Annotated in this window: 10 protein-coding genes; 5 read left to right on the plus strand and 5 right to left on the minus strand. The window is 54.9% G+C overall.

Annotation, left to right across the window (positions count from 1 at the left end):
- The first annotated feature begins 111 nt into the window (after window positions 1-111).
- Entirely contained in the window at window positions 112-1,689 is a 1,578-nt protein-coding gene (locus ACZ5FM_RS25760) for a nucleotide-binding protein (RefSeq protein WP_250984016.1), read from the plus strand.
- A gap of 59 nt (window positions 1,690-1,748) precedes the next feature.
- On the opposite strand, the gene ACZ5FM_RS25765 is transcribed toward ACZ5FM_RS25760, so the two are convergent.
- The 4 genes from ACZ5FM_RS25765 to ACZ5FM_RS25780 are packed head-to-tail and all read right to left on the minus strand — an operon-like array spanning window position 1,749 to window position 9,374.
- Window positions 1,749-2,873: a hypothetical protein gene (locus tag ACZ5FM_RS25765; RefSeq protein WP_312950262.1), complete on the minus strand. Its 1,125-nt coding sequence runs from the start codon at window positions 2,871-2,873 to the stop codon at window positions 1,749-1,751.
- Window positions 2,870-4,141, minus strand: a complete 1,272-nt coding sequence (locus tag ACZ5FM_RS25770; protein ID WP_312950259.1) for a glycosyltransferase — start codon at window positions 4,139-4,141, stop codon at window positions 2,870-2,872. Before ACZ5FM_RS25770 ends, ACZ5FM_RS25765 begins: the two co-directional genes overlap by 4 nt.
- 4 nt (window positions 4,142-4,145) lie before the next feature.
- A complete protein-coding gene (locus ACZ5FM_RS25775) occupies window positions 4,146-4,823 on the minus strand; it encodes a 4'-phosphopantetheinyl transferase family protein (RefSeq protein ID WP_250984013.1) in 678 nt (225 codons plus the stop codon).
- The gene (locus tag ACZ5FM_RS25780) at window positions 4,824-9,374 is read right to left on the minus strand and encodes a MupA/Atu3671 family FMN-dependent luciferase-like monooxygenase (protein WP_312950257.1); all 4,551 of its coding nucleotides are present in this window, start codon (window positions 9,372-9,374) and stop codon (window positions 4,824-4,826) included. It lies immediately after the preceding gene.
- Window positions 9,375-9,788: 414 nt separating this feature from the next.
- On the opposite strand from ACZ5FM_RS25780, the gene ACZ5FM_RS25785 reads away from it, so the two are divergent.
- From ACZ5FM_RS25785 to ACZ5FM_RS25795, 3 genes are read left to right on the plus strand one after another with little or no spacing between them, the layout of a single operon-like run.
- Complete coding sequence (locus ACZ5FM_RS25785) at window positions 9,789-10,991, plus strand: glycosyltransferase family 4 protein (RefSeq protein ID WP_312950254.1); 1,203 nt, start codon at window positions 9,789-9,791, stop codon at window positions 10,989-10,991.
- Window positions 10,992-11,049: 58 nt separating this feature from the next.
- Entirely contained in the window at window positions 11,050-12,411 is a 1,362-nt protein-coding gene (locus ACZ5FM_RS25790; RefSeq protein ID WP_275642637.1) for an oligosaccharide flippase family protein, read from the plus strand.
- Window position 12,412: 1 nt separating this feature from the next.
- Window positions 12,413-13,411: a glycosyltransferase family 2 protein gene (locus ACZ5FM_RS25795; protein WP_312950250.1), complete on the plus strand. Its 999-nt coding sequence runs from the start codon at window positions 12,413-12,415 to the stop codon at window positions 13,409-13,411.
- 5 nt (window positions 13,412-13,416) lie between these two features.
- Here the strand turns inward: ACZ5FM_RS25795 and ACZ5FM_RS25800 are convergent, their stop codons facing one another.
- Window positions 13,417-14,619, minus strand: coding sequence for a glycosyltransferase family 2 protein (locus ACZ5FM_RS25800; protein ID WP_312950247.1), 1,203 nt, complete (start codon window positions 14,617-14,619; stop codon window positions 13,417-13,419).
- A 241-nt stretch (window positions 14,620-14,860) separates the two neighbouring features.
- On the opposite strand from ACZ5FM_RS25800, the gene ACZ5FM_RS25805 reads away from it, so the two are divergent.
- Window positions 14,861-21,340 carry an SDR family NAD(P)-dependent oxidoreductase gene (locus tag ACZ5FM_RS25805; RefSeq protein ID WP_464041201.1) on the plus strand — a complete coding sequence of 2,160 codons (6,480 nt, stop codon included), beginning with the start codon at window positions 14,861-14,863 and terminating at the stop codon, window positions 21,338-21,340.
- Window positions 21,341-21,351 lie beyond the last annotated feature (11 nt).

Raw genomic sequence — 21,351 nt, forward strand, 5'->3', positions numbered from 1 at the left:
GCGCGCCGGTTTCGCCGACAAGACCTGACATAATACGATCAATTCGTGCGTGTTTAGGCGATGTGGCGGGGATGGCAGCTGCAGTCTTGATGTCTTCAGACAGGTGCAAACATGATGTTATCGCGTAACATGCAGACCCATTCTATCCCGTCACTTCCGATATCGACGGACAATACATATGACTGGCGCTGGATGGTGAAAGCGATACGCAATCGTATCTTTTTGATCATCTTGATTGCCGCATTATTGTCTGCAGCCGCTGTCGCATTCGTCCAATATCGACCCGCGGCTTACACGGCATCATCGACGCTGAACATTACCAATCTGCGATTGACGATGAGCCGCGATGACGCGTTTTTTGCCGAGTTGCAGTTTGATCCGACATTCCTCGAAACGCAGATTCGGATAATCTCGTCGGACTCTGTGCTGATGAACGTTCTCTCAAAATTGCAGATCATCGACAGCTCACCTGCTACTGCAGAAAATCCGCCATCGGCAGAGCGGACTGCCAAGCTTGTCCAGGAGGCGGAGGCCCTCGACGATTTCAGAAGGGCCTTGGACGTTCAACGGCTGGGCATGAGCAACCTGGTCAGCATCAGATATACGGCCGAAACAGCAGAGCGTGCCGCGACAGTCGCAAACACCGTTACGGAAACCTATTTGGCAAAGCTGGAGCAGGACCGGCTTGAGGCCGCAGAAACGGCAAGTAGCTGGCTGCGTGAGCGTTTGCAGGAAGTCGGTCCGAAGGCACAGGTCGTTTCCGAGGCATTGCCGCCAGTCCACAAAAGCGACATTCGTGGCATCTTCATCATCGTCCTGGCTGCCATTATCGGGGTTTCGCTCGGAGCGGTCATCTCGCTTCTGCTGGCGTTTTTTGACAAGCGGATCCGTAGCCCTGAACAGATTATGGAAATCGTGGGCAAACCCTGCATGGGTCTTGTGCCAACGCTGCCGAGAAAACGTCGCAAGAACAAGGTTGATCTGTTGTACTCGGTTGCCAACCAGCCTTCGAGTGGGCTTTGGCATACTTTACGGCACCTCGACACTGTTGTTACGAGTGCGGAGGCAAAGGGCCCGAACATTGTCGGTTTTACCTCGACCATTTCCGAAGAAGGCAAGACGACCATCGCCGGTAATTTTGCGGTCATGAAAGCAAGAGCCGGGAAAAAAGTTCTGCTCATCGATGCCGATCCCTACCGCAAGTCGCTCTCCCATCTTCTCGTTTCTGCTGTAGACGAAACGGAAAAACCGGAGCTGGCCAACGGTGCAGACGCTGACATTGCGTCTCTCATTGAGAAAGATCAGACGGCGGGCTTCGCATTTCTGCGTCTTGGCGATCAGAGTGATATGGATGTGACGACACAGCTTTTCTGGTCTGAGACAATGCCGAAACTCTCGGCAGTTTTCAAAGACTACGATCTGGTGATCTTCGATCTGCCGCCACTTGTGGCACTTGGCGATCTTCAAAATGCCGCGCAGGTCGTCGATAAATTTATCCTCATCGTCGATTGGGGCAAACTGACAGGTGTGATGCTTCAGACGGCAATGGTTATGAACCCGACGGTTCATGAGAAGATCGCAGGCGTTGTCTTGAACAGAGCCGACCGTTCGCGGATGAAGAAGGTCTTTTCACCCTTCGCAGCTTTGCTTGGCAAGCAGTCTCTGCTGGTTGGTGCCAAGAGGCGCTAGAACAGCTTTGATGTGAGCCTGCCGGGTGCAGGCTCACATGTTATCAAGCGCGTTCTGGTTTAGAGTTGACGCATGAAGCGCAACATGTCGCGAAATCTCTGCACGTTCGCCGCGACATATCCCTTTTCGGGCCGCACATAGGTCCGTTCGATGTAACCTGTGTATTTGAAGATAAACGACAGGCTGGGTCTTTCACCACAGGCCTCGCGGTCGAAAGTCGGGTTGTCCGTGCGGTATCGCGCCAGAAAATCTGCTGCAAGTTTACGGAGAGTGCGTGCCTTTTCGTCTGAAAGGCTAGACGGGATGTCGTCAGCTTTCAATTCGCCGTAGATTGCCTGAAAGGTCAGTGCGGCGATGAAATAGTTGCCTGCTGCAGTGAGGTGCACATCGTCTTCGAAAAAGGTGTCGACAATCTTGCGGGGGCTCTCATGTGCAAAGCCTGATGTCGATGGATTTGCAATGAGATGATCGACAAGATCTGCCAGAGCTAGCGACGCTGGCACAATGCGAATAGGATGGGCGGGGCCTTGATTTAATGGCTGGTCGTTGACCTTAGCAACCACACACTGCCACACCGGCATGGCTGCGCGTTCGTATTCAATCCAATCGCGTGCATTGTTCTTGTCGGATAGGCTGATCCAGGGCGTAAAGAAGAAGACTTCTCCCTCGGGGTTGGATTGTATGAACCGTTCCTGATAGGCGCGCAGATAGGTCCCGGTCTGTTGCCACAGAAGTGAATCCAGCAGTCGATGTTGCTCGGTGATCAGCAGAATATCGTACTTGCCTGCATCTGCCTTTGACGGAGATTGCATTTCTGCAAGGGCGTCTGTCGTTTCGCCATTTGCATCTGTCCCTGTATCAAATCCAGTCCAGGCACCACTTTCGGCACCTCCGAAAGACCTGTCCTTGATGGAGGATCCGTTGAGATTCTGACCGTTCCAGACGATTGGCATTTCCACTGCCGCAGAGATCTGGCTCATGAATTCCAGCATCGGGCGAGGGGTCAAACTATGCCCGGAAACGAAGATATGACGTTTTGCGTCCATTTCGCCGGGCGCTGGCAGTAATGGATACACCGTCGGCTCCTCGCTGCTGGATGGTGTCGAAATTGCCGATGTCATGATCATCAGACCTGTGACGCACACCACAACGGCGGCAGTCGACAAGAGCGCAAACCGCCTCATGCATAGCTCTTCAGCAGGGTTGCCCGACGCTGATAGATTGACTTCTCATCGAAGCGTTTTCCGGAAATGGCAGCCGCGCTCACGAGTTGCGCGAGTTTGGCGCGATCATTGTTCAACTCGGTTATTTGACGGCCCAGAGCCTCGATGTCATCACGGGAGACAAGGGCGCCGCCGCCATGTTCAGAGACCAGATCTTCGGCATAGGGTGAGTGATATCCGACGAGGGCGCTACCGCAAACCAGTGCTTCGATAAGGCAGCGCGGTGACTCGGCGGTCTTGTGGCAGAACACAAATATATCGCTGTCGCGCAGAGCCTGCAATAAAGCCTCCCGGTCGCCGACGTAACCGGCAAGCTTCACCTTGTCTTGCAAATGATTTTTCTGGATCATCTCTTCCATCACATCGAGCAATGGTCCGTCGCCTGTCCAGCAGGCTTCGATCGACGGGTTGCCCTGAGCGGCAATTGCCAGTGCCGATACCCAGTCTTCCGGACCTTTCATCGGAGCCGCGCGACCGACATAGGAAACACGTATCGGTGCAAGGGATAAAATTCTTTCGATTTTTTGGTCCAGCGTGTGCTCGTCGATCTGGTCCGCTTCCTGGGTATGAACGTCGTACATGCAATGGGGATTGGAAGACGCCCCAGAATAAGTGTCGTAGGTATCACGTCCCTGGAAAAGCCCAAGTGTGCTGCGCCCGATTAGATAACGATGGTACCATTTCATCAATGGCAGGGTTGCGCGCTCTTTGATGCGTCTGCGTAACCGATGTGCTGATAATGTGCGCAGGATGACATCATGCTCGACGCGGTCAAACCAGATGGCGAATTTGCGCCCCTGCGCATTAGATTCCAATGCAGCAATGGCGCCCCAATCGCCGATGAGGTAACCGACGGTAAAGCAGAGATGATCGGCGCTACGGATCTCTTCTTTCAGCAACGCTCGTGTCTTGCGATAGGTCCGCGCAAAATCCTTTGCCTTGTAGGCAAAGGGCAGTTCGATGAACTTGAGCTGACCATAACAAGGGAGGTCCACGACATCGATCCATGTCGTCGACGTGTTCTCTTCTCGGTCGCCTTCCAGAACAATACCCGCGAATTTTACCTGCCGGAAGTTTTCGGCGTGGCGGACCAGCCCGGCACTGGTCTGGTCATCAAGCTGCAGACCGCGAGGCCCGCGCCGCAGACGGACCGCAGTGACAAACAGCACACTTCCTTTGGCCTGGTCAGAGATTGGCTCGTGGACTTTCAGCGTTGCTTTCTGGAGCATTGTGTCACCTTGAGTTCCATCTGCTTTGCGTGGTCATCACCATGGCGGCGAAAATGTAGTCGTCTTGAACTGCAAGGCTGCCCGGAAGAACAGTTCCCTTGGTGAAGCCTTTGATGTCCTTGCGGAAGGTGGCATCAAATGAATCGGTGCCAAGCGAGATTTCCAGATCCTGAAAATCCATCATCATGCCAGTTAAAGGGTACTGGCACTTGTAGGTTGCTTCCTTTGCGCTGAAGATCGTCCGCACCAGAAGAGCACGCTCGCTTGATGGGCGATCCTCGAGCCAGTCCTGCTCTTGACGTGTACATATTGCATCGAACAAGTCAGCAGGTAGCGCTTCAGCAGGCTCGACGTCGAGACCCATTGACAGGTACCCATCTGCCTTGAGGCCGACGGCCGCGACACACAGCGTATCGCAGTGGCTGATGCTTCCAACAACACCATCTGGCCAAACGGGAGAGCGATCGTTTGCAGCGGGTATGGGCACGCGTTTCAGGCCCAAGGCATTCATGGCGTTTCCCGCGCAGGCGCGGCCAGCATGGAATTCCCGTTTGCGGCGCGGAATGGCATGCGCGACATACCGCTCTTCTTCGTCCAGAAAACCACTGCGAGCTGCGCGTGGATCGTCGTGCGCGATGGCCACGTCATCTGGAAACAGGGACTTTAGCGCATCCACCACCATTCAGAGTCGCGAACGTGTCAGCGCCGCACGCCGATCTCCAAGAGCGGCCCGTCGATTGGCTGCTCTGTCCGCCACCTGGCTCAGACGTTCTTCTGCCTTTCCGCGGTCGGCAAGATGCTCGGCAAGCGCTCGCACAGTCGGGAAACGGAAAACATCGGTTATTGTCAGGTCAGGGGCGATGACGACTTTCAGGTCGCGGTGCAATTGCACGGCGAGAAGTGAATGTCCGCCAAGAGCAAAGAAGTTGTCGTTTAAACCGACGCGTTCAATGCCAAGGGTTCGGCTGTAGGCTTCAGCCAGATCCGATTGCAGTTTGTTTTCCGGCGCGACGAAAACCTGAGCGGAGACAATAATCGGTCCCGTATCCGGTTTTGGCAGAGCTTTTCGGTCGACTTTCGCATTCGGCGTCAGCGGAAACGCTTTGAGCGTCACGAAGTGCGCCGGTATCATATAGTCAGGCAGGGCTTCACCGAGATGTTGCCTGAGTGCCTCTTCGTTGATTGGCTGACCGGTCAGTCTCAGATAAGCGACGATACGAACGTCGGAAGCCCTGTCTTCTCTTGCAACAACCACAGCTTCGGCCACGCCCGGGAACGACCCGATCCGTGCCTCGATCTCACCCAGTTCGATACGATAGCCGCGGACCTTGACCTGATAATCCGTGCGCCCGAGAAATCTCAAGGTGCCGTCCGTCTTGCGGCAAACCAGATCTCCGGTTCGGTATATACGACCTGGCGCAAAGGGATTTGGAACGAAACGTTCCCGCGTCAATTCCTCGCGGTTCAGATAACCGCGCGTTACCCCGTCGCCACCAATATAAAGTTCACCGGGCTGTCCTGGCGCTGCCACTCCACCAGATGCGTCCAGCACGTAGAGCTGTGTATTGGCAATCGGTTGCCCAAGCGGCACAACAATCTCCGACATGTCGGCGGTCATTGTGGATGACCATATTGTTGTTTCGGTCGGGCCGTACATGTTCTCGACACTGGCATTGGTCAGTTTTCGGATGTCGCCAAGCAGAGAGTTCTGAAGTGCCTCGCCACCGATAAACAGGTGACGGATTTGCGCGAAAGCAGCGCGATCTGTTTCGTTGATCAGGAACATACGTGCCATTGAAGGGGTGCACTGAAGATGTGTTACACCGTGCCGGTGCACGTCCTGATCAAAGCTATTGTCGTTTGCAACATCCTCAACCGTAACAGAAGTTTCAGCACGCGCCTGTGCTACCACCCGGGCCAGCGGCTCCAGTCTCTCCAGCACAAGCTCAGATGGCACGCCAAAGTCGATCAGGCAGGCAATCTCGTCCACGCCGATCCCGGCGACCTGATCAATACGCTTCATGGCGTCGTCGACGGTGCCAAACAGACCGCTGTCTTCGAAGTAACGCAGGAATGCAAATTCAAGGATGGCATCCAGCTCGTCTGCCGCAAGAGACTGCAGATCAATGTCGAGAGCGTTGGACAGGCCTTGTGGTTTCTTGAAAGCGGGAAATGCCCAGGCATATTGTTTGATAAGCGCCGTGGCACTTTGCAGATAGGCCTTCATTGGGCCACGGGCGGCATCACGCACCTCTTCCCGGTCCTCACCGAGCAACGTGTGCAGCATCAGCGTCACCTTGTAGGCATCGGGATCGCGACCGCATTCGACCAGTGTTTGCCGGTAAATGCTGATCTTTTCAGCAAGCTCATCAACGGACTGGCCGAGCAGATGAGTCAGCACATGTGCGCCGTTTCTCGCGGCTTCTCTGTATGTTTCGGGATTGCCTGCAGTCGTCAGCCAGACTGGCACTTCCGGCTGAACTGGTCGCGGCTGTGTGACGACACTGGCTTTGCCGCCGCCATAATCGAATTCCATGCGTTCGCCGCGCCACAGCTTTCGCACGGTTTCGATATCGCGCAGCAACGCGGTCTTGTTGTGCGGCGGTGCGTTTTCGGGTCTGAGAACAAAATCTTCCGGCATCCAGCCGGAGGCAAAGGCAAGGCCCACCCGCCCATTACTGAGATTGTCGAGAACCGCCCATTCTTCCACGACGCGAATAGGATGATGGAGCGGAAGGACGCAGCTGCCGGCACGAATTGCCAGGTTTTTTGTGACGGCAGCGATAGCTGCACCTGTTACGGCAGGGTTTGGGTAGGGGCCGCCGAATGCGTGAAAATGCCGTTCGGGCGTCCAGATAGCTTGGAAGCCATTCGCATCTGCAAATTTCGCGCCTTCGAGCAACAACTGGTATTTTGCCGGTCCCGCGCCATCATCATTGCCCCAATAGAATAGACCGAAATCTATCGGCGCTTTGCCAGCGCGGGCGGATTTGACGGCACCATCACCGCCTTTGTGGCTTTGAGTCTGGGCAGAATGGAGTACGACCTTGAAACCTCTCGCCAGGGTCCAGAAAAGCTCCAGGACCGAAATGTCGAAGGATAGGCTGGTAACCGCAAGCCAGACTGACTGGCTCGACTTGTCGTACTGAATGCGTTCATCCATCCCGGCAAAGAAGTTGACCACATTGCGATGTTCAACCATCACGCCCTTTGGGCGACCGGTCGAGCCTGACGTATAGATGACGTAGGCGAGATTGGCGGGCGATACCTCTGTAACCGGTCTGTCTGTCGTGACGGATCGCTCGAGTATATCTTCGATGAAGACGGTTTTGACGCCGGTCGCGAAGAGCGGTGTTTCGGTCATGCGGCTTGTCAAGATGACGGCCGCGCCGCTGTCTTCTACCATATAGGCAAGCCGATCGGCCGGGAAATGAGGATCAAGCGGAACATATGCTCCGCCAGCCTTCTGGATCGCCAAGGCACCAACCACAAGATTGCTGCAGCGGGGAAGGTTGAGACCAACCATGAAATCAGGTCTAACGCCGAGGTCGACAAGAACATTCGCAATCAGGTTCGCCCGATCATTTAGCTCCTTATATGTCAGTTCCTCATTGCGCCAGGCGACTGCAATGGCGTTGGGGGTCGCTTTCACCTGCTGTTCGATGAGTGTGTGAACGCACGCATTCCTGTCGTAATCCCGGGCCGTATCGTTCCAGCCGTAGACAACGTTCTTGATTTCGTCGGTGGACATCAAAGGCAGATCAACGACGCGGCCATCCTGCAGGAAAGCAGACGCAAGCAGTTCGATGTGGCGACAATATTGCGCCGCGATTGCATCCGGAACCCTTGATTGGTCATACGCCAATCGTGCGCTTGACGTTGCTGTGTCGAGGACAAATGTCAGCGGATGGTCAATGCTGCCGGACCATGGCGAGCCGTTGTCGGTCTCGACGATGCAGGTTGTCAAACGATTGTTGGACAGACCCGGTTCACGGAAGTGCAGATCGCTGAGATAGGTGGCTTCCCGCCGCAAAACAGTCAGCTGTGATGCCAGGCCTTCAGCAAACTCGGACACCAGAAAATCCGATGGCAGTTCAACGTGCAGAGGGACATCGGGGGCGAAATAACCCGGGAACCGACTGTTATAATCTGCTGCCTTAGGCGAGGAATAGGCAATATCGAGCCTGTCCTGACCTGAAAACCGTGCCAGGAAGGCTGCAATCACTGCAATCCGTAAATTCGTCGTCAACGTGTCTGCCAGGTTAATGGAAATGCTGGCAACACCAGCCGCGTGAGACGGACTTTCCGACACGTCAAAAAGTTTGACGTCCTCGGCGGCCAGCAATCTGGCCTTCGCCCGATCTTCGTAACGAACGACATCGGCAACTGCGGTATTCAGTTCCTCGAGATCGCCAGTTGCAAATTGCGGAAGACTGTCGCCCTTCCTTACGTGGTCGGAAAGCAGGACCTCATGACCATTCCTCTGCATCGTACCATTGATCAGGACATCGTCGGTCGCTGTCGCGACAACCACGCCGTCCGGGCCGACAGAGCGAATGAAGCCCGCAGGCTTGGGGTCATCAGGTAGTCCCAACACTGTGAATGTTGTCAGCAGGAATATGCCTTCAGCATGACGGATTTTTGGATGCACCATCCTGTTGGTGTAACCTGCGCCGAAATTCAGCGCGCGATGGAGGCGAGATAGATCCTCAGCTGATTTTTCAAACGGTAGGGTGCCAGCGGCATCAGGTCTTTTGGACTTTGCAAAATAGCTACGCTGGGAGAAGTCTTGTGCTACCCCGGTCAGTGCGTTGTTGTTGATGTCGTCGACAAGCTTGGCAAAAGTCTCAACGCCAGCCGCCAGACATTTGGTGTTCAGCGTGAGACTGATTTCGTCAGGGTTGATGTCGAAATGTGTCTGGCGGTAGATTTTACCTTCATCTGCGCCTTCAGTGATTTCGTGCCATGTAACGCCGAATGTTGTCTCCCCTTCTAGAATAGCCCATGTCGGTGCGTTTAGACCTGCCAGTCTTGGAAGTGGGCCATCATGGAAATTGATGGCGCCCCGTCGCGCTTTCTGCCAGACCGTCTGCGGTATCATTCGCAGATTGGCGATGCTGAACAGCCAGTCGTAATCGAGGTGCCCAACGGCTTTCTCGAGGTCGTCACCCCATTCGATCACTGGAATAGACTGTTGTGTTGCCCAGTCTTTTGCCGCATCGTTGCTTGACACAACTGCAGTTATCGCAAAGCCTTTATCTCGGAGCAAAATGCCGCACTGCACAAGTAAAGCTTCATTGCCAATCAAAATACAGCTGAACATCTAGACGTATACTCCGAAACAACAAACGCCACTGAATATAGGTAATATTTCGCTGGGCAGATTATAAAAAATAGATTTCGCAAAACGAAATCGTGTTGCAAAATAAGCTTGTTGCCCGCATAATTTGTATCAGGTTGAATTATTTTCCCTGATAATTCAATAGAGATATTCAGTATTTTGTGAAATATATTTGTTGTCGTGAGCGTTGTTTGGGCGCTACGTATCCATTTATTGTGCATTTTCAAAAAATCATCTCTCCCGCTTTTACAGTGCTTGAGCAGCGCGATTTGTAACTTGAGTTTTGTGTGTGTTTGGAGTGGCGTAATGAAAGTAGGTTATTTCCTGAATACTTACCCGGTGCCGAGCGCCACTTTCATTCGTCGCGAGATCGAAGCCCTTGAAGTTCAAGGGCAAACGGTATTGCGCTTCGCGGCACGACGATTTTCAGACAAACTTGTCGATCAAAAGGACATCGCTGAAGCCGAAAAGACGGTCTATATACTTGAAGGCAAGCTGTCAGACCTGACGATAGCGACGATACGAGAACTACTTCTCAATCCCGTTGGAATTATAAAGGCGCTGCCGACCTGGCGGAAATTGGTCACGAACTCCGGAGGAGGGTTTGCGCGCCATGCTGCCTATCTGATGCAGGCCGCAAGTTTTCGCCAAAAAGCCTCTCGTGCAGGCATCGACCACGCCCATGCCCATTATGGTACCAACGCCGCAGCCGTAGTCATGCTCGCCCGGCTCATGGGCGGCCCTCAATACAGTTTCACAGCCCATGGTCCCGATGAGTTCATTGACACGTCTGCAAACAGCTATGCGCTCAAGATCAGGCATGCATCTTTCGTCGTCGCCATTTCCAATTACTGCCGATCCGTCCTGCGTGACCTTAGCCAGACCGATGAGGACCGAAAAAAGATAGAGATTGCGCGTTGCGGCCTGAATCTCGAGGATTTCAAGCCGACTGCGCCAATCACCGCCGACAATTTCAACATTGTCTGCGTCGGCCGCCTGTGTCCCCAGAAGGGGCAGGTCCACATTCCTGCCGCTGCCGCCGTCTTGCGCGATGAATTTCCTTCGCTTCGCATAACCTTGATCGGCGATGGCGAGAGCCGGGCGGAGATCGAAGCGGAAATCGCCCGTCACGGCGTTGGCGAGCAGGTGATCCTTAACGGTTGGGCCTCCAACGAAGAAGTGAGGACCTTCATTGCGACCAGTCGCGCATTGTTGTTGCCAAGCTACCATGAAGGCCTGCCGATCGTGTTGATGGAAGGCATGGCGCTTCAACGGCCCGTGATCACGACCACCATCGCGGCCATTCCCGAATTGGTGGATGACAAATGTGGTTGGCTTGTTCCACCGGGCGACCATGTCGCGCTCGTCTCCGCCTTGCGTGACGCTTTATCCGCTTCGCCGGAACGACTGGCGGAAATGGGGCAAGAGGGCCGAATGCGCGTTGAACGCATGCACGATATCAAGTCGCTTGCATCAGATCTTTCCCGGCTTTTCGGACGTAAATCATGACGACCGCTCGAAAACAGAGACATGCAAACGGGTTCGTCGTCCCTCAAAAGGCTGAGAAATGAGCGAAACTGTGAATTTCTCCCAAAAGCGTGTTGTCACCGGAGCGATGTGGACTGTCGGTGCCTATGGCCTGTCGGTGTGCTTGCGGTTTGTGTCGAATGTCATTCTGTCACGTATCGTGGCGCCAGAAGTGTTCGGCGTATTGATGATCGTTTTTACGCTGAAAAACGGCATGGAACTTGTTACGGATGTCGGCATCGGCCAGTCGGTAGTCCGCAATCCGAATGCTGAAAACCGATCGTTCAAAAATACGGTCTGGACGCTGCAATTTGTTCGCAGTTTCATTCTCTGCTGCATATTTTCCATTGCTGCATATCCGCTCAGCGCACTGTACGACATTTCTCCAAGCCTGCTGCAAGTGACAGCATTGAACATCCTGATCCTGGGCGCGGCGTCCACCTCGTTCTATTACATGCAGCGGCATATGATGCTGAAGCAGGCCAACCTTTTTGAGGTTGTTCTCGACGTCACGACCATCATCGTCACTGTCACGCTCGCGCTAATTCACCCAAGCGTGTGGGCGATCATGGTGGCAAACCTGATCTCTGCAATCATCCGTGCGACTGCCAGCTACATGCTGCCTCACGCCGTCAACTGGTTCGAGTGGAACACGGCCTATGTTCGTGAGGTCCTGTCCTTCGGTAAATGGATTTTCCTGTCGTCACTGCTGGCATTCCTGTGCGGAAATTTCGACAAGCTGTTTCTGGCGCAGGCCGTTCCGCTGGCTTTGGTCGGCGTCTATTCGATTGCGCGCATCATTGCCGATCTGCCGGGGACCCTGATCGGTCGCATCAGCTTCCAGCTTGTTTTTCCGCTGATTTCTGCCAGTGCCAGTGAAGCACGGCCAGCACTTATTCAGCAGGTCAGCCCGCTTCGCTTCAAGCTGTTGCTGCTTGCCGCAACCTCGATTGCGATCGGCATTGCGACTGCGGATTTTGCGATCTCAATTGTCTATGATGCACGCTACCATGATGCCGGATGGATGCTGTCCATGCTGCTTGTCGGCGCGTGGTTTGGCATACTGAGCACTGTAAACGAATATACCATGCTGGGAGTTGGCAAGCCCGCCTACGGGGTGGCGGGCAATCTGCTGAAACTCCTGTCCCTTGTGGTGTTGTCCTATGCCGGGCAGGCATGGCTAGGTCTGGCCGGCGTTATCCTTGCGGTCATTGCAAGTGAATTGCTCCGCTATTTCCCAATCGCTTTTGGTCAGCGACGCGAGAGAATTTCGTTTCTGAACCAGGACCTGCTGATCAACGCCATCTTCCTGGCATTGATCGCGCTTTTGTTGTTCATTCGCATAGAGCTCGGCTACGGAACTCCATTTGCCACCGTATCGATGGCAATTGGACATTCGTGAGATGGAAACACTCACGCAACCCTCGCCACATGATGTTGGTGTCGTCCTTATCGGTCGTAATGAAGGTCAGAGGCTCATCGATTGCATGGCTTCGCTCGGCGACCTTGCTGTCCGATCGGTCTATGTCGATTCCGGTTCAACCGACGGCAGTATCGAGGCGGCGCGCAGCATGGGGCTTACTGTCGTGGAGTTGGCGCCAGACGTTCCGTTTACCGCTGCACGGGCACGCAACGAAGGTTTTGCCGCGTTGCTGCGTATTGCTTCCGATATCGAATTTGTCCAGTTCGTGGACGGTGACTGCCGGATCGTTGATGGGTGGATAAGGAAGGCGCGCGACTTTTTCCGCGACAAGGACCGGCTGGCGATCGTATGCGGGCGTCGGAGGGAAATCTTTCCTGACGTCTCGATCTATAACCGCATTTGTGACGATGAGTGGAATACACCGGTTGGCGAGACAGAAGCCTGCGGCGGAGACTGCCTTATCCGCGTTAAGGCGTTTAGGGATGTCAATGGTTACTCCGCTGATCTGATTGCCGGCGAGGAGCCTGAAATGTGCCTGCGGATGCGTGAGATCGGTTGGACAATCTGGCGTATCGACGCGGACATGACGCTTCATGATGCCAATATCAGATATTTCTCACAGTGGTGGCGACGTTCGGTTCGCGCCGGCCATGCCTATGCGCAGGTCGCGGCCCGTCACAGAATGTCCGATAAACGCATCTGGGTTCGCAATGTCAGGCGCAGCCTCTTTTGGGGTGGTGTGCTGCCTGCTGCGTCCTTGATCGGTGGCGCTGTCGTCCATCCCGCGTTTCTTGCGCTTCTGGCGCTTTATCCACTTCAGGTATTGCGACTGGCAGGGAAAACCTCCTCCAAAGATCGGAACAGATGGGCGGAGGCAGCATTGTCGGTGGTCGGGAAGTTCGCGGAAATGAGAGGCGTGGCGACTTACTACAGCAACGTTTTGACCAGTCGTCGCCACAGGCTGATCGAATACAAATAAGCGACTTATTCGCCTGGTTGTCCGCGATCAGTCCGCACCCATCCATTGCGATGTGCGCTGAGCAACATCTGCGGGGATCGTATCATTTGCAGACCAATGATCGACACGGCACGAAGGGCGTCCGACGGCGTCAAAATCGAGCGTCCATATTTAACCCACGCGATTAACGTCGTGCCGCAGACCAAGGCCAGATTGGCTGCTGCAATAAAGAGCGGGAGAGGGCCAAGTTTTAACGCCCAGGTAAAACCTGCAGTCATCAGCAAGACTATGGCAAGCAGCGGCAGAAGAAACGTAAGCGGCGGTATGGCCGTCGACAATGCACTCAATGCGGCAGCGATCCTGCCTCTGCGCAATGCCCTTGCAACACCGGCAAGCGCCGTGCTTATCAATTCGAAGTGACCGCCGATCCATCTTTGCCGCTGTGTGCTTAATCCTTGCACGGTGTCCGGAAACGGGCTCAGCACCACGGCGTCTTCGCAGAACACCGGTCCTGATCCGGCAATGGCAAGATCCAGGCCCATCTTCATGTCTTCGACGAGGTGTCCGTGGGCGAGATCAAGGTCGCTTATAACCTCCCAGCGGAAAGCCATTCCGCTTCCCGTCAGATGACAGGGAATGCCAAGGCGATTGAGCCCTCTCTGCCGAAGACGGTTTTTCAGCATGAATGCGAGTTCGGCAATCTTCAGGCTGAGCCCGGCGCCTGCCTTGTTTGTCATCAGATAAAGTGCCTGAACGGGTCTTTCTGTCTGTACGGTCGCTTCGGCGAGGAAGCCGATTGCGTCAGGGGAGGGAAAGCAGTCCGCATCTATCAGCACGACGATATCCGGCGGGCAAGAGGACAGATATTTTACGCCCGCATCCAGCGCATATCCTTTGCCCCTTCGGGTAGTATCGTTTCGCTCCAGCACCTCCGCACCAGCCGTTTGTGCAATGATTGCCGTCCTGTCCGAGCAATTGTCGGCGACGACAAGCAAGCGATCGTCCACTGCCATCGCTGCGCGAATGGCGGTCAGGGAGGCGCTCAGTCCTGCTTCTTCATTATGCGCTGGAACAAGAATGGCGATTTTTGGTCTTGGTGCAGTCGATGGCTGTATCTTCGCCCGTAGCGATGGCAGTGCTGCCAACAACTGCGCTGAATAGATGATTGCCAAAGAAAATAGTGCAATATTGAGAAGCGATAAACACCAGAAGAAAAGAGACTGAGTCATAAGCAATACTCTGTGCCCAATTTGTTTGGCTACTCGAAATTGAATACACTGGCTTCAGGTGCTTGCAAACAGTTAAATATTATTTATATTCATAAATTATAGAAATTGCTTATAAGACAAACTCAATAGAATTCATACGGTTACTTACCAAGAGCAGCTATGAAATAAATATAGGCACGTTTTCTATTTTGCTGTCAGCAATTTCGATCGGGGCCGCGTGTGAGAGAGTAAAGAGCGTCGCATGCAAGATCAGGATACCGCCTCACCAAACGACATCGCAATCATCGGCATGGCTTTAAGAGTGCCGGGCGCCAGAACACCAGATGAGTTCTGGCAAAACCTTCGATCAGGCACTGAATCCATTCGCAACCTTTCGGAAGACGAGTTGATTGCCGCTGGCGAGAGCCGGGCTCGAATGCTCGATCCCAAATATGTTGCGCGGACATCTGATATGCCCGACATGGAGATGTTCGATGCTGATTTTTTCGGGCTGAGCCCGAAAGAGGCTGCGATCATGGATCCGCAGCACAGGCAGTTTCTGGAATGCACCTGGGAAGCAATGGAGGACGCGGGGCGTACTCCAAACACAATGCCTGGGCCAGTCGGTGTATTTGCCGGCTGCGGTATGGGCAGCTATTTCTATTTCAACGTCTGCAGCAACAGGCAGTTGCTAGAGCAAACGGGCATGTTCCTGCTTCGCCATACCGGCAATGACAAGGACTTTCTGTCTACGCGGGCGTCGTTCTCCTTTGATCTGCGCGGGCCGAGTGTGAATGTGCAGACGGCCTGTTCCACCTCGCTTGTCGCTGTCCACTATGCCTGCCAGAGCCTTTTGAGCGGCGAGTGCGACATGGCTCTTGCGGGCGGCGTCACGATTGAGTTGCCGCATCGGCGCGGCTATATTTATCATGACGGTGAAATCCTCTCTCCCGATGGCCGTTGCAGACCGTTCGACCACCGCGCCGCTGGCACTGTGTTTGGCAGCGGGGCAGGGGTGGTTGTACTTCGACGGCTGTCCGATGCCTTGGCTGATGGCGACATCATTCATGCAGTCATAAAAGCCTCGGCAATCAATAATGATGGTGCCAGCAAAGCTGGTTATCTCGCGCCAAGCGTTACGGGTCAGGCAGAGGCGATCATTGAGGCGCAAGGGCTTGCGGGCATCAGTGCCGAGACGATCCAATACGTCGAATGCCACGGCACTGGCACGGCACTGGGAGATCCGATCGAGATCGAGGCTCTGACCCAAGCGTTCCGTCAGACAACAAACCAGAAAGGTTTTTGTCACGTCGGGTCGGTGAAATCCAATATTGGTCACCTCGACACTGCCGCTGGTGTTGTCAGCCTGATCAAGACGACCCTTGCGCTCAAGAACGCTGAAATACCGCCCACTCTCGGCTTCGAGAAACCAAATCCGTCAATCGATTTCGCCAGTAGTCCGTTTGTTGTCGCAAGCCAGCTTACCAACTGGCCTGACACAGACGGACCGCGTCGCGCCGCAGTCAATTCGCTTGGAGTTGGCGGCACAAACGCCCATATCGTTTTGGAGCAGGCTCCCGATGTGACACCTGTTGATGGCATCAGCGATGATGAACCGGCCATCCTGCTTTTCAGCGCAAAACACCGCAAGGCTCTCGACGGGGCGACCAAACGTCTCGGTACAGCGTTTGCGACAAATTCGGGGTTGAGGACTGTAGACGCAGCGTTCACCTTGCATCAGGGACGGGCACAGTTCGAGCATCGGCGCGTCGCGGTGGTTCGTGACCGCGCGGATGCTATCGCCGTGCTGTCTGGCGACAACCCGAAACGGATGTTCACACATTCGGCGATTGAAAACGCCGTGGGAGCTGTTTTTCTGCTTCCCGGCGGAGGTGCCCAGCATGTTGGCATGGCACGTCGTCTCTTCGAGGAAGATGCGCGCTTCCGCAGTTTTGTAGAAGAAGGTTTTTCCTATCTTGAGCCGGCGATCGCCGATGAAATCCGTGCAGTATGGTTTGCCACTGGCGGTGACAAAACGGCTGAAGGTAAAACGTTCCTGCGCCCGTCTCTGCAACTGCCTGCCATATTGATCGTTGAGGTCGCCATTGCACGGCTTTGGAAGGATTGGGGTGTCAGCCCCAAGGCGCTGATCGGTCACTCGATGGGCGAATATGCAGCAGCCTGCATTTCGGGCGTGATGAGCTACCGTGACGCGGTCAATCTCGTGCGTTTGCGCGGCGAATTGTTCGATATTGTCGAGCCCGGTGGCATGTTGAGCGTACCGGTTTCGGTTGAAACACTAAAGTCCCTGCTGCCAGCGTCGCTGGATATCGCGTCGGTCAACGCCCCGGAACTTTGCGTCGTGTCCGGACGGGATGAAGACCTCGCCCTGTTTCAAGCCGAGTTGGCGGAAAAAGGTATTGATGCGTCCCGTGTTGCGATTGATATCGCGGCACATTCGCGCATGCTGGACGGCATATTGCCAAGGTTCGAAGCGTTTGTGCGCAGTATCCGTCTCAATCCGCCGACTATCCCGATCATGTCCAACCTTGCCGGACATTGGCTGACGAATGCCGATGCCTGCGACCCGACCTACTGGGTCAGGCATCTGCGATCCACCGTCCTGTTCAACGATGGTATGGCGCGGCTATCGTTGCAGCCGGGTCAGGTCTACATTGAAATAGGGCCGGGCCGAACCTTGTCATCGCTGGCAAAAATGCAGACGAATATCGACGCGAACCAGGTGATCAACACTTTGCCGCATGCCGATGACGATGCGGACGATCGTCTACACTTCCTTTCGGCAATCGGTCGCGCCTGGGCGACCGGGATTGAGGTTGAAATCTCGCGATCCTGGAAGGGACGTGATCCGCGCCGCGTTCAGTTGCCAACCTATGCGTTTCAGCATCAGCGCTACTTCATCGAGCGGGTCGTGGACAGCTCGGCCCCGATTGCCAGTGATGATGCACCCTTATTGCGGCAGGAAGACATGTCCGACTGGGGTTATCGACCGGTCTGGAAGCAGGTACCTTGCGATGTCGCGATAGATGCGAGCATGGAGCCGCGTTCATGGCTGATTTTCATTGATGACACCGGGCTTGGAGAGCGACTGGTCGACCGCTTGCGGTCTTCAGGCCACTACGTTGTGACCGTGACGGCGGGCGATGGTTTCAGCCGGATTGATGCTTCGTCCTATAGTCTGTGTCCTGAAGAGGGTCGTGGGGGCTATGACGCACTGTTCGCCAGCCTCAGTGAAGATGGTGAGGTGCCCGCCGATATCGTCCACATGTGGCTGGTGACCGGTGACGAAAATCACCGACGCGCATCAAGTTTCTTCGACAGAATACAGGAACAGGGTTTTTATAGCCTTCTGCATCTGGCACAGGCCATGGGCGATGCTGGCGTGGCGGGCAGTCACCTGACCGTCCTCACCAACGGCATGCAGCGCGTGGGCGATGAGACGCTTGCCTATCCCGGCAAGGCGACCGTGCTCGGCCCCGGTCTGGTGATACCCAAGGAGCTTGAGCGCACAACAGTACGGATGGTCGATATCGAGCTTGTGGCAAAGCCCAAACACAACGACAGGCCGGGCCTGCAAAAGCTGCTCAAACTTGTCGGCGATGTTCCGAGCAGTCAGACCGCAGATGTCCTCGACCAGTTGTGGGAGGACCTCTGCGTTTCTCCGGCCTCCGAAACGGTTGCCTATCGCAAAGGGCGCCGCTGGGTTGCAAGTCATGAACGCCTGCCGCTCAAACCGTCCGATCCAACACAGCAATTCCGCCATGAGGGCACATATTTGCTGACAGGTGGTTTAGGAGATCTTTCGCTTGTTGTGGCGAGAGAACTGGCAACACAGTTTTCCGCGCGTCTGGTGCTGCTGGGCCGAACCGAGTTGCCTGAGCGGTCGCAATGGACGTCTTATCGGCGTATGCATTCTGGCACGGACAAGGTAAGCCGGGCGATTGCAGCAATAGAAGAGCTTGAAGTGCTCGGAGCCGAGGTCATCTACCGCGTCGCCGATGTGCGCAACGTCGAGCAGATGACCGCAGCGGTTGAGGCCGCAAAGAACCGATTTGGTAGTCTCAACGGTGTGTTGCATACCGCCGGTATCGTCAGAGACAATCTTATCCAGCTGAAATCATTTGATGAAATTGAAGATGTGTTGTCGCCGAAAGTCTATGGCACATCCGTTCTCGCCCGTGTGCTGGAAAAGGAAGATATTGATTTCCTGGTGCTGTTTTCTTCGACCAGTACCGATACCGCGCCCGTCGGCCAAGTGGACTACGTCGCAGCCAATGCCTATCTCAATGCCTATGCGGAGAGCCGTAGCGGCGATCAAAAACGTCAGACAGTCGCCGTGCATTGGGGCGTCTGGAACGAGGTCGGCATCGCGGCTCGTGCGTCCCTTAATCCTGGATCAGCCTCGGCGACATCCAAAGAGCTGTTCGCCGCAAAAGGTCCCGTGTTCGAACGTTGGGTTGAAGATGCGGATCAAACCCAGTGGCTCGAATTTACGGCGAGCCCCGCGACCCACTGGATGTGGAATGAACATCGGCTTGTTTCAGGTGAGGCCATTCTGCCGGGAACCGGTTATATCGAACTGCTGGCGCAGGCCGCCAATGAATATGGCTTCGCCGGAGGTTTTGAAATCGAGGATCTGATCTTCGTTTCGCCACTCAGCATTGAGGATGAGGCAACGAAGTCGATCCGGGTTCGGTTTGAACAGGATGGCAATGACTATCGCGCCTTCATTTGTGCGGCAGATCAGAATGGCGGTTCCAATTCCATTCGCCTCCATGCGGAAGCGTCGGTGCGACTTGCCCCTCCGTCGGTCTTGCCGCCAGTGCAGCTTTCGCTGGGCGACAGTCATTGGACAACCAGACGTCGCTCCGCAGACGGCGCGGCATTACGTTCCGCACAAGAGGATAATATCCGCTTCGGGTCACGCTGGTCGGTTCTGCGCGCCCTTTCGATCGGAAAAGGTGAGGCGCTTGCGCAACTGTCGCTCTCCGACGACTATGCTGGCGACATTGAGACAGGATTACGTTTTCACCCGGCGCTTCTCGATATTGCAACTGGCTACGCAATGGAGCTTATTGAGGGGTATGCGTCGTCTGGAGTGCTGTGGGCACCGATGTCTTACGGCTCTATTCGTATCTATGAAAATCTGCCGCAACAGGTTCTGAGCCATGTCAGGCTGTCAAAGGGCGGGAATTCCGGTCCAGATTATTCCGCTTTCGACGTGACCATTACGGCGCTGGACGGTTCAGTCATTCTGGAGATCGAACGTTTTACGATCAAACGCTTGGCTAATGATCTCAGTTTGAGTGGGACGTCTGCCGGAGCGGTAAGTCATGGCGAAGTCGGAGCACCGCCTTCGGCCGCAGCACTTGAACTTGCTGCGCAGGTTCGCCAGGGCATCATGCCTTCTGAGGGATTCACGCTGCTGTCTCGGGTGCTGGCAACACGCCGACCTCAGGCAATCGTCTCCAGTCTACCACTCGACAAGTTGCGCGAAAGGGCTGCTCGGCGTGTCGATACGCAGGCAAGTCCGTCTGCCCAGCTTTTCGAGCGGCCAGACCTTGAGAACGACTATATTGCGCCACGGAACGATGTTGAGCGAACACTTGCCGGTTATTGGAGTGAGTTGCTGGGGGTTGAGAAGATCGGTGTCAGCGACAACTTCTTCGACGTCGGTGGACATTCGCTCATCGCGGTGCGCCTGTTCCGGATGATCCACAAAACCTATGGGATCGATCTGCCCATTTCGGTTTTGTTCCAGGCGCCCACTATTGCCGAATGCGCAGACCTCATTGGCAAGAATGCAGCGCCCGCCGAAAGTGCGGATACTGCTGAAGCACCTGAAGAGGCAGATACGCAGCGCATACATCTGGTGTCGATGACCACGACATCTGCCAAAGCTACGGCTACGCCGCTGTTCCTTTGCGCTGGCATGTTCGGCAATGTGCTCAACCTGCGCCATATTGCATTGCAGATCGGCAATGACCGGCCGGTCTACTGCTTGCAGGCACGCGGGCTCTATGCAAATCAGGAGCCGCACGAGACATTCACCGAGATGGCGCGCGACTACCTAAGCGAGATACGCACAGTACAGCCGTCTGGCCCTTATCTTTTGGGAGGTTTTTCGGGCGGTGGGCTTGTGGCCTATGAAATGGCACAGCAACTGGAAGCTGCCGGAGAAACCGTCGAGATCATCATCATGCTTGATACGCCGCTTCCCGGCTATCCCGTTTTGTCGATGGCAGACAAAGTTCTGATCAAGGCGCAGGACATCAAGCGAGAAAGAGGTGCTTTTATCCGCAACTGGATAGAGCATAAGCGTAATTGGGCAAACTATCAGAGAGCGCGATCAGATGCATTGCAGGCACCGGCAAAAACGGTCGAGTTGCACAACGAACGCGTTCACTCAGCCTTCTTGCGTGCTTTGGATCGTTATGAGGTCAAACCTTATGACGGACAGGTTTTGCTGTTAAGGCCAAAACTTGAACCGCGCTATCTGGTCACGGGTGGCAGACAGCTCAATGCCGATCGCGATTTTGTTCGTCACGACAACGGATGGTCACCGCTCGCCCCAAATCTTGACGTTATCGAGGTGCCGGGCGACCACGATTCCATGGTTCTCAATCCAAATGTCCGCGTTCTCTCAGACAAGATTCGACAGCATCTCAAGCTATGTGACCAACGTGTCGTATCGAGAAGCAGACCGATAGCGGCCGAGTGATCTGCGATTTG

This window comes from Agrobacterium sp. 5Ca50, assembly GCF_055381905.1.

Bases quoted from the DNA above. Each gene is read 5' to 3' on its own strand.
- ACZ5FM_RS25760 (WP_250984016.1), top strand. From the start codon at position 112: ATGATGTTATCGCGTAACATGCAGACCCATTCTATCCCGTCACTTCCG.
- ACZ5FM_RS25765 (WP_312950262.1), bottom strand. From the start codon at position 2,873: ATGAGGCGGTTTGCGCTCTTGTCGACTGCCGCCGTTGTGGTGTGCGTC.
- ACZ5FM_RS25770 (WP_312950259.1), bottom strand. From the start codon at position 4,141: ATGCTCCAGAAAGCAACGCTGAAAGTCCACGAGCCAATCTCTGACCAG.
- ACZ5FM_RS25775 (WP_250984013.1), bottom strand. From the start codon at position 4,823: ATGGTGGTGGATGCGCTAAAGTCCCTGTTTCCAGATGACGTGGCCATC.
- ACZ5FM_RS25785 (WP_312950254.1), top strand. From the start codon at position 9,789: ATGAAAGTAGGTTATTTCCTGAATACTTACCCGGTGCCGAGCGCCACT.
- ACZ5FM_RS25790 (WP_275642637.1), top strand. From the start codon at position 11,050: ATGAGCGAAACTGTGAATTTCTCCCAAAAGCGTGTTGTCACCGGAGCG.
- ACZ5FM_RS25795 (WP_312950250.1), top strand. From the start codon at position 12,413: ATGGAAACACTCACGCAACCCTCGCCACATGATGTTGGTGTCGTCCTT.
- ACZ5FM_RS25800 (WP_312950247.1), bottom strand. From the start codon at position 14,619: ATGACTCAGTCTCTTTTCTTCTGGTGTTTATCGCTTCTCAATATTGCA.
- ACZ5FM_RS25805 (WP_464041201.1), top strand. From the start codon at position 14,861: ATGCAAGATCAGGATACCGCCTCACCAAACGACATCGCAATCATCGGC.